The sequence below is a fragment of the Kitasatospora sp. MY 5-36 genome (genome assembly GCF_001182915.1).
Lineage (GTDB): Bacteria > Actinomycetota > Actinomycetes > Streptomycetales > Streptomycetaceae > Kitasatospora.
Genome location: NZ_LFVW01000097.1, coordinates 1 through 15,219, shown reverse-complemented (window position 1 = coordinate 15,219; position 15,219 = coordinate 1). Strand labels below are relative to the sequence as shown.

Sequence of the window (15,219 nt, the reverse complement as noted above, 5' to 3'; positions counted from 1 at the left end):
GGGTGAGGGTGCCGGCGGTGAGGTGGGTGTGGACGGCGTGGGTGGGGAGGAGGGCGATGCCGAGGCCCTGTTCGGCGCAGGCGCGGGTGGTGGGGACGGTGCCGGTGTGGAGGCGTCGGACGTGGTGGCCGAGGAGGCGTTCGCCGGCGAGGTGGTAGGAGCAGGCGGGGGTGTCGACGAGGAGGTGGTGGCCGCGGAGGAGTTCGGGGGTGAGGGCGGTGGCGCGGGCGAGCGGGTGGGTGGGGGCGGCGACCAGGGTGAGGGGGACGGCCTGGAGGTCGAGGTGGTCGAGCGGGGCGGGCGGCAGGGGGAAGCCGAGGGCGCCGAGCGGGCCGGGGGCGTCGAGGACGAGGGCCGCTTCCAGGGCTCCGGCGGCGACGCCGTCGAGCAGGACGTCCCGGGTGGCGTCGGTGTGGACGGCTATGTCCAGGTCGGGGCGGTGGTCGGTGAGGCGGGCCAGGACGGCCGGGAGGTGGGTGGCGGAGACGGCGGCCAGCACGCCGAGGCGCAGGCGGGTCCGGGTGACGGCGACTTCGCGGCGAGCCTGGTCGGCCTGGTCGAGGAGTCGGCGGGACCAGGGCAGGAGGCGTTCCCCGGCCGGGGTGAGGGTCAGGTCGTGCCCGGCCCGGTCGAACAGGTCGGTGCCGAGGCTGTGTTCGAGGGTGCGGACCTGTTCGGAGACGGAGGCCGGGGCGAGTCCGAGGGCCATGGCCGCGCCGGTGACGGTGCGGTGGGCGACGAGGGCCTCGAAGACGCGCAACTGACGTAGTTCCACTGGTATCCCCGGTTCCCCCGAAGGTCCGTACGGTGCCCGTGCGAGTGCTGCGGGACAGGGTACGGGGGTGGACGGGGTGGATGGGGTGCCGGAGGTCAGCGCCGGCCCGGGGCCTCCGGCCGGACGGCGAGGGTGTGGGCCTCGTGGAGGGTGGCGGTCGCTTCGGCGTGGGCGCCGTGGACGAGTTGGGCCATGGCGAGGTCGGTGAGTGCCCGGACGAGGCGGCGGGTGTCGTCGGTGGGGCCGGTCGCGTGGAGGCGGCGTTCGATCCGGACGCTCCGCCGTAGCCGGGGGAGCGTGAGGTGGGCGTAGTAGGTGGGGTGGTCTCCGCGGACCGCCCGGCGCAGGTCGAGCCGCCGGGTGAGGGTGCCGAGGGTGGCGAGCAGGGCGCGGTCCTCCGGCAGGGGGAGGGGGCTGTCGGGGTGCTCGGACGGGTCGTCCTCGTCGGGCAGGTGGTCGGTGGGCTCGGGCCTGCCGGTGATGGCTTCGACGGCCCGCGCGAGGGTGGCCAGGCCGTCCTCGAAGGACTCGCGCAGGCTGAAGGACCAGTGGTGGAGGCTCAGGCCCAGCACCGGTTGGAGGGGCCGGCCCGGGTCGACGCCGAGCGCGAGCGGGTCCGGGGCGTCGGCCGCGGCCTGTTCGTCCCGTACGCCGGAGCGGGCGAACAGGGCGCTCCGCAGGCCCTCGTTGAAGCCGAAGTTGCCGGCGTCGCCGCGGGCGGGCAGGAGTTCGCAGGAGCGGGCGGCGTCCGCGAGCAGCCGGTGGGACTGTTCGGCGCGGCCCAGATCGGCGAACCACAGGGCGGCGCCGGCCGTCCGCAGGGCCGGTACGGGGCTGCGGGCCGGATCCGTGCGGCCCTCGCGCAGCCGGGCGAGGGCCTCGTGTTCGACGGCCACGGCCTCCTCGGTGCGGTCCGCGAGGCGGAGCAGCACGGTGAGGTCGAGCAGCCGCCACGCCAGGTCGCTCCCGCCGGGCTCGGTCACCGCCCGGGAGCGGTCGGCCACCGTGCGGGCGGCGTCCACGGCCTCGTCGAACCGTCCTGCCTCGGCGAGGCCGTGGGCGAGGTCGGCGTGCAGGACGGCGGCCTGGCCGAGGCCTTCCACCGGCTGGTCCGCTTCGGCGCGCCGGGCCAGGTCGGCCGCCTCCCGCCGGGCGGCGAGGGCGGGGCCGTCGGCGTGCGCCAGGGAGAGTTGCAGGGCGAGGGAGGACAGCGCGCGGGCGGCGTCGGCCAGGTGCTCGGTGCAGCCGTCGGCGACCAGGGCGCGGTAGATGCCGGCGGACTCCTCCAGGAGCGGGACGGCGTCCTCGGGCCGGGGCTCGGGCCGGCCGTAGGCCCGGCCCCGCAGTGCCTCGGCCAGCGCGGGCAGGCCCGAGGCGGGGTCGGTGCGGGCCTGGATCCGGAGCCGGGCGACCGTCTCGTCGGTGACGGGTTCCCGCCCCGACCGGCGTGCTCGCGGTGCGGGGTGGTCGGACGGGGCTCCGTGCGCGGGTGTCACGCGTTTCCTTCCGGGGCGGGGGAGGGGGGTCTCCCGTCCGAACGTCCTTCCGGCGGGGAGGAGTTCCGGAGACCGCGTGCCCCTACTCGGCGAGCGCGCCGTCGAGGTACTCCCGCACCGGCGGGAACAGCGGGAACGGCACGTACTCGGCCAGCTCGGCGCGGGTCGCCCACACCACCCGGTCCAACTCGTCGGAGTCCACCACGGTGGCGGTGCCGCCGACCACCTCGCAGGCCGTGTACGCCATCCGCCGGCCGTTCTGCGGATGCTCCCGCTCGCCGAGCAGCCGGGCGGCGGCGACGCGCAGGCCGGTCTCCTCGGCGGTCTCGCGCACGGCCGCCGCCCCGGCGGACTCGCCCGGCTCGACCTCCCCGGCCGTTGTCGGCTGTGCGCAGTGTCGGCTACCGGTGCGCCGGCCCGTAGAGCGCCGACGGCGCGCCGGTGGCCAGTGCCCAGTAGCGGTCCCCGTACGACCAGTGCCACCACTCGGTGGGGTAGTTGACGAGCCCGGCGCCGGTCAGGACGCTGCCGAGCAGTCGCCGGTTGGCGCGGGCCTGGGCACCGATGTTGTCGGCGTGGGTGTAGCAGGCCCCGGCGCTCTCCTCCGGGTTGGCGTTGACCCTGGTGCCGAGGTCGAGCTCCCGGCCGTCGGCGTCGACGAGGGTGAGGTCGACGGCGGCCCCGGCACTGTGCGGTGCGATCTCCGGCGGGGAGACGTAGCGGCTGGCCGACGACCTGACCCGGTCGTCCGGCCAGTCGGGGTTCGCGGCCCGCAACTCGGCGGCGTACTCGTCGAAGTAGCGGCTCTGGAGGGCCGGCGGCCGGTAGCCCTCGACGAACAGCAGCCGCAGGCCGTCCGGCAGGGCCGCCTGCGCGTCGAGCAGCCGGTCGAGCACGCCCGCCCGCAGCTGCGCGAAGGCCCCGGTGCCGTCCTGCTTGCGTCCGTCGACAGGCAGCCCGCCGCCGCTCCGTACGTCCGACAGCCGTACGTCCGACAGCCGCTCGCCGCAGTCTTGGACGGGGACCGCGGCGACCTTCGGGTCGGACATGAGGATGATCTCGCTCAACACGCCTCCTGGGTAAGGGGGGGCAACGCTACGGGGCCGGGCAGGACGACTTCGCGGGCAGCGGGGTCAGCTCTTCTGGTCGTCGGCCCAGGTGATGTCCATCTCGTCGATGAAGTAGCGGCCGTCGAAGCAGAGGAAGACCTTGGACGTGGTGTCGTTGTCCGCGATCCAGGTCTTGTTCCACTGGATGACGGTGCCGGCGCCGTCGCGCTTGGGGAAGTAGAGGCCCTCGCGCCGTTCGGGCTGGTTGTAGAAGCCGTGTCCGTTGGGCAGCCGGTACGGCGTCCGGAAGATGGCGTCGTGGCCGCCGATGCGGTCGAACAGCGCGGCGGGGAAGTTGGTGCGGGCGACGAGCTTCGGCGGGACGTAGTGGACGTCGACCTCGCCGGAGTCCACGTAGCGGGCGGGTTCCCCCGGCAGCCGGTGGAAGGCCCTGCGCACGGCGCCCGCCGTGTCGTAGCTGTCGGTGAAGGTCACGAGACTTCCCTCCCGCCCCTCCTGGTACCAGTCGCCCTGGGAGTACTGGTCGAAGTCGAAGGCCCCGATGCGGGTGCCCGGGGTGAGGAGCTCGCCGGGGACCTCCCGGAAGCTGGTCTCGTCGTAGATCTGCTCGATGGTCCGCACGCGCTTCTCGAAGCGGCGGGCCGGCACCCGGACCCGTCCCGTCCCCACCGGCAGGTCGGTGGCCTTCGGCGCCGGGGCGGGTGCGGGCTCCGGTGCCGGGAGGGGCGCGGGCGCCCAGGCGGTGCAGTTCAGGTCCTGGGCCCCGGCGCCCTTCTCCAGGATCAGGGGCCCGCCCGGCCGTTCGGCCGCCGGTTCGGCCAGGCCGAGGAGGCAGTTGGAGGAGTCGTGGAGGGCCATCAGCCGGCCGGTGTCGCGCTGGACGAAGGCCCGCCAGGCCTGCCGCCAGTACGAGGAGTCGCTGCCGGTGTCGGAGAACTTGGGCCGCAGGGTGACCTTGGCGCCCCGGCTCGATTCCTCGGCGGTCAGGTAGAGGCCGGTGGCCACGTGGCGGATCCGGTGGTTGAGCACCCGGAACCGCTCGGCCACCCACTGCTCGCCGTCGCCACCGGTCTCGGGCCCGAGTACCACGGGGGTGCCCTCGGGGCTTCCCGGCGCGGCTCCGGCCACCAGGCCGGGAATGCGGTGGAGGCGTAGGGCGAACGTTTCGGTGGGCCAGTCGACCAGCATCGTGGACACCTTCTCAGCATGGGGATATGACAGAACGTCAAGACCATGATCGCTTGATCGGGCGGGTCGGCGCCAGGGCGTGCGGGGACGAAGGAACGGGCCGGTGGTCAGCAGGCCCGCAGGCGCTCCAGGAACTCCGGGACGCCGTCGACCCGGCGGTACGGCTCGAAGGCCGGTGCGAGCTCGCGGACCAGGGCGACGCAGCGGGGCGCGCCGATCCGGGTGGCCAGGTCGAGCGACTCGCCGGTGACGGACACGGCCTGCTCGACCTCCTTGGCCTCCAGGTAGCCCCGGGCCTGGTACGTCAGGAAGACGCCGCGCGTCTTGTCCCTGGCGCGGGGCAGCAGCGCCATCCCCTCCGCGATCCGGGCCCGGGCCTCGTCCGTCCGGCCGAGGTCCAGGAGGCACTGGCCGGAGTCCACGGCCAGGTCGGCGGGGCTCATCCACGCGCACCACCCGGGTGCGGGGTCGGCGGCGTCGACGGCGAGGGCGGACTCGGCGTCGGACAGGTCCCGGTAGCAGGCGGCGCGGTCGCCGAGCGCCGCGTGGGCCCTGGCGCGGCGGAGGAGGAGCAGGGAGCGGGCGGTGGGGTGCGAGACGCCGGACAGGGCGTGCCCGAGCTGGCCGACGGAGACCCCCGCCTCGCCGAGCCAGGTGGCCTGGTAGGCGAAGTCGGACAGCACCCCGGCGCCGTGGTCGCGGTCGCCGGCGGCGTTCGCGGACTGCAGGGCGGCCTCCCACAGCTTTCCGGCCGCCCAGTGCCGGCCCTGGTCGAAGCGGTACCAGCCGCAGGTGGTGGCGAGCGAGGCGGCCAGCCGGTGGAGGCGTCGACCGGTCGCCTCGCCGTAGCGGCCCTCCTCGATCAGCTCCGTGACGGTGGCCAGGTGGGCGTCCATCAGGCGGACGGTGTGCTGGCGCTGCTCGGTGGGCAGGGCCGTCAGCTTCCGGCTGGTCTCCTCCAGCCAGTCCACGAGTTCGCCGTCCACATGCTTGCCGTCCAGGGCCGAGGCGAGGCGCCCGGGCTCGGTCGTGGCCCACTGGGCGGCCAGGCCGCCCAGCGAGATCGCGCTGAAGGTCATGAAGCTGCGGCGGTCCATGGCGGCTCTCTGGGCGTCGTGGAGTGCTCGGACGGTGTGGGCGGCGCCCAGGGGCAGCGGCTCGTCCCGCCCGGGCAGCCAGTACGGCCAGCCATACGCCTCCAACTCCGACAGCGGGACGTCGAAGGCCTCGGCGATGAGGAGCTGGGAGTCGGTGTTCGGCGTCTTGCGCCAGTGCTCCCACCGGCTGACGGCCGCCTTGTCGGCGCCGGAACGGAGCCCGTGACGCCGGGCGGCCTTGTTCAGCTCCGCGACGAGGTCGCCCTGCGACCAGTGACGCAGTTCGCGCGCGTAGGCGAGGGGATGCCGGATCGGGTCGTCCACGGGGTCAATCCCATCATCGACAGTGACCGCGAGCCTACCGCCGGTGCGGGCGGGACAACCCCGGGACCACGGGCAATGGCTTTCCGGTGAGGGCGAGTTGGGCTGTACTCGACTCGCACCGACCGAGTTCCGTTGCGAAGGGGATGGCCGCGTGAAGTGGAACGCGCTCACCGACGCGCTCCGGGAGTCCGGAGTGCTGTCGGTCGACTGGGAGCCGGTGTTCAGGGCGGTGCCCCGACGTCTGTTCGTTCCGGACCGGGTCCACCACGGGGGTGAGTGGCTCGACCGGGCGGAACGGCCGGGCGAGTGGGGCGAGTTGGTCGCCTCGGACGTCCCGCTCGTGACCCGGCTGGACGAGGACGGCCGCACGCCGGCCTCGTCCAGTTCGATGCCCACCGTCGTGGCCCGGATGCTCTGGCACCTCCGGGTCACCGACGGCATGCGGGTGCTGGACATCGGCACCGGTGCGGGGTGGACGGCCGCGTTGCTGGCGCGCCGGCTCGGGGTGGAGAACGTGACCACCGTGGAGCTGGATCCCGAACTGTCCGGTGCGGCGCGGCGGCGCCTGGCGGCGAACGGCCTGCCGGTCACGGCCGTTGTCGGCGACGGCATGCTCGGCCATCCGGCGGGCGCGCCGTACGACCGGATCCATGTCACCGCGGCCGTGCAACGCGTCCCCGGGGCGCTGGTCGAGCAGACGGTGCCCGGCGGTGTGATCGTCGTCCCGTACGGCACGGCGTTCTGCAACGGGGGGTTGCTGAGGCTCACCGTCGCCGCCGACGGCCGGTCCGCGAGCGGGCCGTTCGTCGAGGATGTGGCGTTCATGTGGGTGCGGGACCAGCGCCCCGGGAGCGGCGAGTTCGAGATCGAGGACGTCCGGCACGGCCCGTCCGCCCTCGACCCCGCCGCCGTGGCCGAGTGCACCGACGCCGCCTTCGCGATCGGACTGCGACTGCCGGGCTTGTTCCGGCGGGAGGTGTGGGCGGGCTACGACCGTTTCGGTACGGGGCGGTTCGAGGTGTGGGACGGCGTCTCGTACGCCCACTGCCGCCTCGCCGACCGGGACGGGAAGCACGCCGTCTCGCAGTCCGGCCCCCGGAACCTGTGGGACGAGGTGACCGCCGCGCATGCCTGGTGGCGGCGCCAGGGCGAGCCCGGCCTCGACCGGTTCGGCCTGACCGTCACCGTCGCGGGCGAGCACCGGGTGTGGCTGGACGAGCCGGATCGCGTGGTCGGGTGATGGGTGGCATGAAGCGCGCCCTGGGCTCGCGGGCCCGGGGCGCGCCGGACTGTGCGCGCGTGCGCCGCCTGAACGGGTGATCAAGGAGCACCCGAAGGTGCTCGACACACTCTCGGATGCCTTCGGGGACGTTGTCGGACAGTGTCAGACCAGCGATCCCATGGCGCCGCATGCCCAGCGGCCGAGCCAGAAGGCGGCAGTGGATTCCTGTTGGTCTTCCGTGGAGCCGTCATGAGGCAGGAACTCGGTGGGTGCGATGTAGCCCTCGCCGGGATCGAGCCGAATGCGCAAGCAGTGGAGGGGGAATCCGCGTGCGACGTAGGACCGGAGGTCATCGGTGTGCGGGTAACAGGCGGCGTGATCCTCGCGGACCGTCCGGCAGACGTTCTGGATGTCGACGTCACCGAGCAGGATGTAGCGGGTGCCAGGCCCGAGGTTGATGCACAGTCGTCGCCGACCGGTGTGCTTGCGTGCGTGGCTCAGCTTGTCCCAGTTGTCGACGTGCAGGCCGATCAGCCGACCATCTTGGTAGTTGGGTGTCGTGGTCGGTGACTTGGCGACGCTGAGAGCCTTGCCAAGCATGTGGGTTCCAGGACTGTTGAGGTGGTCGGGGCCGATGCTCTCGGCCCCGACCACCTCGACGACGATGTCGTCGGCCGTGGACCGACCGGGTCGGAGCCGGTCGATCACGTCGTGATCGAGGGAACGCCAAGGGCCGATGGGAATGACAGCACCCTCTTCGAACCGGGCGTCGCCGCGGGTCGTGCCGACACTGGCGACCTGGGTGCGGGCTGCGAGGGCGGCAGGTGAGGAGTGGGCGACCTTGAGACTCATGGAGTCCTCCTGGACCCGGGCCCGTCGAGGTCATCCCCGAAAGTGACCTCCAGCTCGGCCATGAGCGCTTGGGCGAGCTCGATCTGCTGGGGGCGGTCGATGATGACCTTCGTGAGGTTGCCGATACCCCGAAGCATGGACAGGTCGTTGCCGCGCAGGTCGGTCGCTCGATAGGTGCCGCGGCCGAACTCGGTGTCTCGTAGCGAGCAGCCGTCGAAGACCGCAGCAGTGAGGTCGCACCCGTTGAAGGCCGACTCGGTGAGCACGCAGTCGGTGAAAGCGAGCGGGCCGGTGGTGCGGAGCTTCTCGAAGGTGGAGTAGTTCAGCTTGCAGTGGTCGAACAGCACGTTGTCGAGGGTGAGGCCGTTGTAGTTCCCGCCCATGATCTTGCAGTTCCTGAAGACGACGCGCGACAGCCTGCTGTCGACCCACTGGAGATTTCCCAGGTCGCAGTCGGTGAATTCGACCGAGTCCACGCGTACCTCGTCCATGCGAACACGGGAAGCACGAAGGTTGGTGACGCGGCCGGTGAGGAGACGGGTGTTGGCCAGGTCGAGGTCGCGTAGATCGGCGTCGGCATAGGCGAACTCCTGGACGATGCCCCGGCCGCTCTCCAAGGTCGAGGTGCTGGAGAGGTAGCCACCGGTGAGATCGGGCAAGGTGATGCTGATACGGCCGAAGGAACGGCTGGGCATGGTGAATGCTCGCTTTCCGTTGCGCCGGGCCAGCGCCGGTCGGCACTGGCCCGGCGACGCTCACTTCTTGTTCCAGTTGTCCCAGGTCGGACGGTTGTCGAACTTGGGGCCGGCGTTGTCCCAGGTGGGGCGGTTGTCGAACTTCGCCACCGCGGGGCCGGTCGTGCCGGCATCCACCAGGTCGCTGATCACGTCGGTTTCGATGATCTTCAGCAGTTCGAGCAAGGTCATGACGCGGTCTCCGCTCGGACGGTATCGGACAGGGCGGTGAGAAGGGCCTGCCGCGACACGCGGCAGTGGTTCGTCTCGGTGGAGTCGAAGCGGCCGTTCTCGAAGAACCTGTTTCCGGCCTGAGCACCCCGACAGAAGCCGAAGTACTCGCAGGTGGCCTCGCAGGCGTCCAGGCCGGTCAGGAACTCGTCCACGTAGCGGAGCCGATGGGCGTTGGCCAGCATGTCGCGGATGGTGAGCTGCAGGACGTTCCCGGCCTGGAAGTCGTGGTACTCGGGGGATTGGACGCCCGCCAGCTCAGGGGAGAGAAGAACGACGTCCCCGATTGAAGAGACGGTCGGGATGGGGTCGATCCGAACGCTTTGCCAGCCGTCTCCGCCTCGCAGGGAGCGCAGGTAGGCGCCAAGGCGATCGATTTCGCGGACGGTCAGGCCGGGGTTCGAACGAGTCCAGGCGATCGCGCGGTTCCAGAACTCGGCTGCGGCTTCGAACATGGGGACGGGGCGGTGGGCATTGGCTCCCTCGCGCTCTTCGATGTTGATTCCTACGGTGTGGCAGCCCAGTTCGGCGAAGAAGTCCAGCAGGTCCTCCGGCCGGCCGATGCTGTCCACCGTGACCACGGCGATCGTGGAGAAGCCGATTCCGTGTCGGCGAAGATGCGCAATGCCTCGGAGGGTGCGATCGAAGACAGGCTTTCCTCGGCGGTCGACGCGCTCCGTGTTGAACTCGGCGGGACCGTCGATGCTCACCCCCACACGTACCTCGCGCTCCGCGAAGAACTCGCACCAGCGGTCACTGACCAAGGTGCCGTTGGTCTGGACATAGTGGTGCAGCAGGCCTTCATGCCGAAGGCTCTCGAACAGGTCGGTCAACTCGGAGAGACGCGACGTCCCGAGCGCCAGCGGTTCACCCGCGTGCCACACAAGGTCCATCGGGGCATCGACGGTTGCGATCTCGCGGATCGACCGGGCAATGGCCTCGGCGACATCGGACGTCATCGGCGTCCGACGGTCCTTTCCGGGGAGGTAGCAGTAGCTGCACGCCACATTGCAGAAGCCGTCCGGTTGCACGACGACCGACCGCGGTCGGGGGGAGATCCGCCGGCGGTAGCGCTCGCGGGAGGTGAGTGGAGGTGTGCGGGCCACGGTGGTCCTCTCAAGCGTAGGGACGATCACTGGAAGCGGAGGTCTGCGTGCACGGTCTTGCAGGATTTGCTGACCAGCTCCGTGGCGATCGGGAGGTCACGCAGGCCTCCCGCTGGGATGCCGGATCGTTCGGCCGCCCAGGAACTCCCGAACCCGATGGCGATTTCCAGTTCCAGAGCGGCTGATCATCAGTCAACAGTGCTTCTGCGGATGAGACGAGGTCAGACTGGAGGACACATCACCGGACACTTCGATCGGTACGCCGTATCTCCTGTCGCTGGCCGATGTCGGCGGCTTAGCCTGGATCTGCGGGGGTGCAGAGATGCCCGGACACACACCGAATGGAACGTTCGTCACTGCGCGGATCAAGCGTGGGTGGCGCACTCAGGAGGACTTCGCTGAGGCGTACAACGCCACGGCTGGCACCTCGGGCTCGAAGGCCAGGATCTCGGTGCGTCAGGTCAGACGGTGGGAATCGGGACAGACCCTGTGGCCGAACCGGGACGCGCGTCAGGTCTTGATCCGGATGTTCGGTATGCCCTTGGGGCACCTGGGCTTCGTTCCGCCCGCCGGCAAGGCGATGGCGCGGGACACTGCGGCCGATGACGAACCCGGCATGGAGGATCATGTGCTTCGCCGAACATTCGTAGGCGGTGCTCTTGTCGCACCCTTGCTCGATCTTGCGGCACTGGACCATCTCGCAGCCGCAGCCCGGGACGCCTACCGATACGCCGACCAGGATCTTGTCGATCATCTGCGCAACGCGCTGGACGAGACGGCTCGGATTGATCTTCTCGACGGGCCGCATCGGGCAATGCCCGCCGCGCTTGGAATCCTCTCCGCGATCAACGGTGCTGCACGAGATGCCAAGCCCGGCATTCGTCAACAGCTACTCGGCCTGGGGGCGCGTGCGGCCGAACTGGCAGCGTGGCTTCACCGGGATGCCGGATCGCCTCACCGGACGATCACCTACTGGCACAACCAGTCGAAAGAATGGGCCACCTTCACCAGCGACGGTGCCATGCACGCCTACGTTCTCCTGCGTCAGGCGCAGGCCATGGGACGCCACGACCCGGCTCGGATACTCGCCTTGGCAGATGCGGCCACCAGTGGGCCGTGGGTCCTTCCGCCACGTCCACGTGCTGAGGCACTTCAGCAGAAGGCGCGCGGACTTGCGATGACCGGGGCCGCCGAGAAGCAGATCGAGCGAGTCCTGGACGAGGCGCATGGTTCGTTGGACCAGGCGGCCGAGCCGTGCGGGGCGGCGACCTGCACCGGGCCTCTCGGGGACGGCTACACCCGCGATCGGCTGATGGTGCAGTCCGGGATCTGCTGGCGTGAGGCCAAGCGGCCGGACAAAGCAGTTGCGGTGTTTCGGGCGCATCTCTCGGGGAGCGTCCTCGGACCTCGCGACCATGCCCACTACAGCGCGTTCCTGGCGGGGGCTCTCGCCGAGGCAGGTGAGCCTGACGAGGCGGCTGACGCGGCTCTCCGTGCCCTGGCCGTGGCCGCGCCTCCGCGTTATGGGCAGGTGATCACCGAACTCCACCGCACGGCAGAGATCCTGTTCCCGCACCGCGACCGTCCGGCGGTGCGGGAGTTCCACGAACGTCTGATGGTGACCGCGTCATGTTAGGACGAGACGAATTCCGCCACCTTGGCGATCACCTCGCTCTGCCAGGCCTTGGACTGCGGGTGGGCGTAGGACGGGTCGTCGTGGACGGCGAACCCGTGTTGCGCGCCGTCGAGTTCGTACAGTTCGGCCCCGGCGCCGAAGAGCGGCGCGAATCGACGGGACAGTTCGATGTCGACGAAGGTGTCCTTCGTACCGTGGATGATGAGCACGGGTGACCGCACGCCGGTGCAGAGCTGCACGGGGTCGAGGTGGAAGACCTCGTTCAGGAGACCGCGGCCCGTCTCGAACGGTTGACGGACGGAGAAGCCACGCTCGTCCAGCTTCACGGCGTGCTCTGTGGAGAGGCGGTCCTCGACCCATCCGGCTGCTTCGGTGATGAAGCGGTTCCGGTAGTCCATACGTGGGTTCAGCAGGACCAGCTTGTCGACCTCATCGGGTCGGCTTCCGGCATGTAGGGCTGCCGCACCGCCGGAGAACGAGGCGGCAACGACGTGGACCCGGCCGGGGCGATCGGCGATCTCTGCCAGGTGTCCGGACGCGGCCCGGATGTCGTTGGCGATGGAGGCGATCGTGATGTCGGAGAAGCGCCCGGCGCTCCTGCCGTGGGCCCGCAGGTCGAAGCGGAGGCAGGTGATGCCGGTGGCGGCGAGACCGGCCGCCAGGCGGCCGAAGAATCCGCCTTCTTCACGGGTGACGCCGGCGCCGTGTGCGAGAACGGCCAGAGCAGTTGGGGGAGTTGGCGAGGGAGTGACCGTGCCGGACAGTGCGGTGCCGTCCAGCGACCGAAATGCGGTCTCGTAGTCAGTCATGTCCACCGACGGTATCAACTCGCGGACGAGGCTGGAGCGTCCAGGGAGCGGAGGTTCCGGGGCGCGCTGGGGTGAGTGCGCTCGCGCCGCACGAAAGGGTGATGTGGGTTGGGGTTTGACGGGGTGTTACGGCATTGCGGTGAAGATTGTGGTGTCGGGTGCTCGGAGAAGCGCCCGGTGCGTGGGCACAAGTAACCCCGGCGGTGCGTCAACACCCCGGGGTTTGGCACCAGGAGAGAAGACCTCCACGATGCAGATTCATCGTATCCCTCAGCACGCTCCCGGGTACACGATCCTGGACAACGGGCATGTCGTCCGCAAGCACTCGCTGTCGTGGGCCGCGCGGGGGCTCCTCAGCTACCTGCTCAGCCTGCCGGACGGGGCGCGCGAAGATGTCCGCACGCTGGCCGCCAAGAGCGTGGAGGGTCGGACGAGCGTGGCGCGGGCGCTCAGGGAGTTGGAGGCGGCCGGGCACTACGTCCGGCGCACCCAGCGGGACCCGCTGACCGGGCAGGTGCGGACGGTCGTCTCGGTGCACGAGGTGCCGGTGACGACGGGCAAGGCGGTGCACACGGTGCCGCCGCTTCCCGTGCCCCCGGCCGCCGGTGGTCCAGCTCCAGGTGGGCCAGGCGTCGGGAAGGCGGGAAGCCCTTCCAAGGAACGGGAAACCAAGGACGTGGAAGAACCTTCCGTCCGTCCCCCGGAGAAGTTGACGGCGGGCATGGCGCTGCTGCTCGAACTCGGGTGCCGGGAGCCGAAGATGGCCCTGGCGGGGAAGCCGCTTGGTGATCAGGCCGCGAGGGTGGAGCGGCTGCTGGCACAGGGCTGGTCCCGGAGCGCCTTGCTGGGCATCCTGGCGGCGCCGCTGCCGGAGAAGGTCACCCACAGCGTGGGGGCGGTCCTGGCGGGGCGGTTGGCGAGGGTGCCCGCTGTCCCCGAAGCGGCGGGAGGTACAGGGCCCCGCCGGCACGAGTGCCCCGGCCGGGGCGGGATGTGCGGGCGGCCCGTGGCGGGAGCCGGGCAGGTGTGCGGGGCGTGCCGGGCGGGCGGGGTTTAGCGCTCCGGCGGGCGGAAGGTGACCGGGGCGTCGAAGGCGGCGCGGCGGGTGGTGCGGCGCAGGGCGCGCAGGACGGGGGTGCCGAGGGTGAGGCAGAGCACCACGGTGAGTGCGGCACGCGGCAGGTCCCAGCCCAGCGACGTGGTCAGGCAGTAGGCGGCGAAGCGGACCAGGTTGGCGGGCAGCGGGTCGCCGGGGACGAAGGAGATGGAGCCGGCCAGGCCGCCGATGTACGGCCAGCCCTGGAGGTTCATGATCGTGCCGTAGAGGAGGGAGGCGACGGCGCCGTAGCCGGCCAGGAGGAGAAGTTCGCGGCGGCCGCGCAGCGCGGAAGCCCCCGGGAGCAGGCCCGCACCCAGGCAGACCCAGCCCATCGCCAGCATCTGGAACGGCAGCCACGGCCCGACCCCGCCGGTGAGCAGCGCGGAGGCGAACATCGACAGCGAGCCGAGGACGAAGCCGAAGCCCGGGCCGAGCACCCGCCCGGACAGCACCATCAGGAAGAACATCGGCTCCAGCCCCGCCGTGCCCGCGCCGAGGGGGCGGAGGGCGGCGCCGGCGGCGGCCAGGACGCCCAGCAGGGCCACGGACTTGGCGTCCAGCCCGGGGGCGCCGCCGCCCGCCGAGCGGCCCTCGGAGATCTGGGCGATGACGACGGCGAGGAGGAGGGGGAGCAGCAGGGCGAACAGCCAGGGCGCGTCGGTGGAGTGGCCGACCAGCGCCGACTTGGTGGAGGCGAGCAGCGGCCAGCCGAAGGCGGCGACGCCGACGAAGGAGACCGACAGCAGCGCCGCGACGGACCGGCGTCCCAGCGGGACGGGACGAGTGCTCATGCGTCCAGCGCCTCCGCGACCTGCCGCACGGTGAGCCACGGCCCGGGTGCCAGCACCTTGGCGACCTGCGGGGCGAAGGCGGGGGAGGAGACCACGACCTCCGCCGTCGGGCCGTCCGCGACGATCTCGCCCTCGGCGAGGATCACCGTGCGGTGGGCGAGTTCGGCGGCCAGCTCGACGTCGTGGGTGGCGAGGAGCACGGCGTGGCCCTCGGCCGCCAGGCCGCGCAGGATCTCCACCAGCCGGGCCTTGGCGGCGTAGTCGAGGCCGCGGGTCGGCTCGTCGAGGAGCAGCAGCGGGGGCCGGGCGGTGAGCACGACGGCGAGGGCGAGGGTGAGCCGCTGGCCCTCGGAGAGGTCGCGCGGGTGGGTGTCGTCGTCGATGCCGGGCAGCAGGCGCTCGACCAGGGCGCGGCAGGTGCCGGCGGCGGCTCCGGCGTCGCTGTCGGCCGCGGCGCACTCGGCGGCGACCGATTCGCCGTACAGCAGGTCGCGCGGGTCCTGCGGGACGAGGCCGACCTCGCGGATCAGTTCGGCGGGGCGGGTGCGGTGCGGGGTGCGGCCGCCGACCCTGACGCTGCCGGAGGAGGGGGCGTGCAGACCGACCAGGCTGCCCAGCAGGGTGGACTTGCCGGCGCCGTTGCGGCCCATCAGGGCGGTGATCTCGCCGGGGTGGAGGGAGAGGTCCACGCCGCGCAGGGCCGGGACGGGGCCGCGCCGGACGGCGAGGCGGTCGGTGACGGCGAGGGGGGCGGCGTCGGCACGGCGGTCGGCGGGAGCGGGCGTCCGG

At 71.7% G+C, this 15,219-nt stretch carries 15 protein-coding genes and 1 pseudogene; 3 read left to right on the top strand and 13 right to left on the bottom strand.

Translation table 11 applies throughout. From position 1 onward, the window contains the following. The 6 genes and pseudogenes from AE652_RS08125 to AE652_RS08100 form a co-directional block, all read right to left on the bottom strand. Positions 1 to 760, bottom strand: a 760-nt coding sequence (locus AE652_RS08125) for a LysR family transcriptional regulator (protein WP_053112004.1), incomplete at its 3' end; no start/stop codon positions are given. A gap of 110 nt (positions 761 to 870) precedes the next feature. Beyond that, positions 871 to 2,271 (bottom strand): hypothetical protein, encoded by a 1,401-nt coding sequence (locus AE652_RS08120; protein WP_049650512.1) that lies wholly within the window; start codon positions 2,269 to 2,271, stop codon positions 871 to 873. A gap of 82 nt (positions 2,272 to 2,353) precedes the next feature. Further along, positions 2,354 to 2,659: pseudogene (locus AE652_RS08115) on the bottom strand (NUDIX hydrolase); the annotation flags it as partial. 13 nt (positions 2,660 to 2,672) lie between these two features. After that, complete coding sequence (locus AE652_RS08110; RefSeq protein WP_049650511.1) at positions 2,673 to 3,338, bottom strand: M15 family metallopeptidase; 666 nt, start codon at positions 3,336 to 3,338, stop codon at positions 2,673 to 2,675. Positions 3,339 to 3,404: 66 nt separating this feature from the next. Beyond that, on the bottom strand, positions 3,405 to 4,538 hold the full coding sequence (locus AE652_RS08105) for an RICIN domain-containing protein (protein WP_159028393.1): 1,134 nt from the start codon (positions 4,536 to 4,538) through the stop codon (positions 3,405 to 3,407). A gap of 98 nt (positions 4,539 to 4,636) precedes the next feature. Then, positions 4,637 to 5,950 carry a helix-turn-helix transcriptional regulator gene (locus AE652_RS08100; RefSeq protein ID WP_049650509.1) on the bottom strand — a complete coding sequence of 438 codons (1,314 nt, stop codon included), beginning with the start codon at positions 5,948 to 5,950 and terminating at the stop codon, positions 4,637 to 4,639. A gap of 151 nt (positions 5,951 to 6,101) precedes the next feature. Between AE652_RS08100 and AE652_RS08095 the strand changes: the two genes are divergently transcribed. After that, the gene (locus AE652_RS08095) at positions 6,102 to 7,190 is read left to right on the top strand and encodes a methyltransferase domain-containing protein (RefSeq protein WP_049650508.1); all 1,089 of its coding nucleotides are present in this window, start codon (positions 6,102 to 6,104) and stop codon (positions 7,188 to 7,190) included. 144 nt (positions 7,191 to 7,334) lie between these two features. Here the strand turns inward: AE652_RS08095 and AE652_RS08090 are convergent, their stop codons facing one another. Genes AE652_RS08090 through amcB form a run of 4 tightly spaced genes read right to left on the bottom strand, consistent with a single transcriptional unit; the run spans position 7,335 to position 10,095 of the window. Next, entirely contained in the window at positions 7,335 to 8,024 is a 690-nt protein-coding gene (locus AE652_RS08090) for a hypothetical protein (protein ID WP_049650507.1), read from the bottom strand. Beyond that, positions 8,021 to 8,719 carry a pentapeptide repeat-containing protein gene (locus AE652_RS08085; RefSeq protein WP_049650506.1) on the bottom strand — a complete coding sequence of 233 codons (699 nt, stop codon included), beginning with the start codon at positions 8,717 to 8,719 and terminating at the stop codon, positions 8,021 to 8,023. The genes AE652_RS08090 and AE652_RS08085 overlap by 4 nt, the downstream gene beginning before the upstream one ends. 60 nt (positions 8,720 to 8,779) lie before the next feature. After that, positions 8,780 to 8,950, bottom strand: coding sequence for a multiple cyclophane-containing RiPP AmcA (amcA, locus tag AE652_RS47300; RefSeq protein ID WP_199823058.1), 171 nt, complete (start codon positions 8,948 to 8,950; stop codon positions 8,780 to 8,782). Then, positions 8,947 to 10,095: a cyclophane-forming radical SAM peptide maturase AmcB gene (gene amcB / locus AE652_RS08080; protein ID WP_159028392.1), complete on the bottom strand. Its 1,149-nt coding sequence runs from the start codon at positions 10,093 to 10,095 to the stop codon at positions 8,947 to 8,949. Before amcB ends, amcA begins: the two co-directional genes overlap by 4 nt. 322 nt (positions 10,096 to 10,417) lie before the next feature. Between amcB and AE652_RS08075 the strand changes: the two genes are divergently transcribed. After that, positions 10,418 to 11,731 (top strand): helix-turn-helix transcriptional regulator, encoded by a 1,314-nt coding sequence (locus AE652_RS08075; RefSeq protein WP_049650504.1) that lies wholly within the window; start codon positions 10,418 to 10,420, stop codon positions 11,729 to 11,731. Here AE652_RS08075 and AE652_RS08070 read toward each other — a convergent pair. Then, positions 11,728 to 12,558 (bottom strand): alpha/beta hydrolase, encoded by an 831-nt coding sequence (locus AE652_RS08070; RefSeq protein WP_234348288.1) that lies wholly within the window; start codon positions 12,556 to 12,558, stop codon positions 11,728 to 11,730. The two genes, AE652_RS08075 and AE652_RS08070, sit on opposite strands and share 4 nt — an antisense overlap. A gap of 232 nt (positions 12,559 to 12,790) precedes the next feature. On the opposite strand from AE652_RS08070, the gene AE652_RS08065 reads away from it, so the two are divergent. After that, complete coding sequence (locus AE652_RS08065) at positions 12,791 to 13,597, top strand: helix-turn-helix domain-containing protein (protein ID WP_049650503.1); 807 nt, start codon at positions 12,791 to 12,793, stop codon at positions 13,595 to 13,597. Here the strand turns inward: AE652_RS08065 and AE652_RS08060 are convergent. Next, positions 13,594 to 14,430, bottom strand: a complete 837-nt coding sequence (locus tag AE652_RS08060; protein ID WP_049650502.1) for an ECF transporter S component — start codon at positions 14,428 to 14,430, stop codon at positions 13,594 to 13,596. The two genes, AE652_RS08065 and AE652_RS08060, sit on opposite strands and share 4 nt — an antisense overlap. After that, positions 14,427 to 15,219 (bottom strand): ATP-binding cassette domain-containing protein (locus AE652_RS08055; protein ID WP_049650501.1); only part of this gene is annotated, 793 nt, incomplete at its 5' end. The genes AE652_RS08055 and AE652_RS08060, both read right to left, overlap by 4 nt.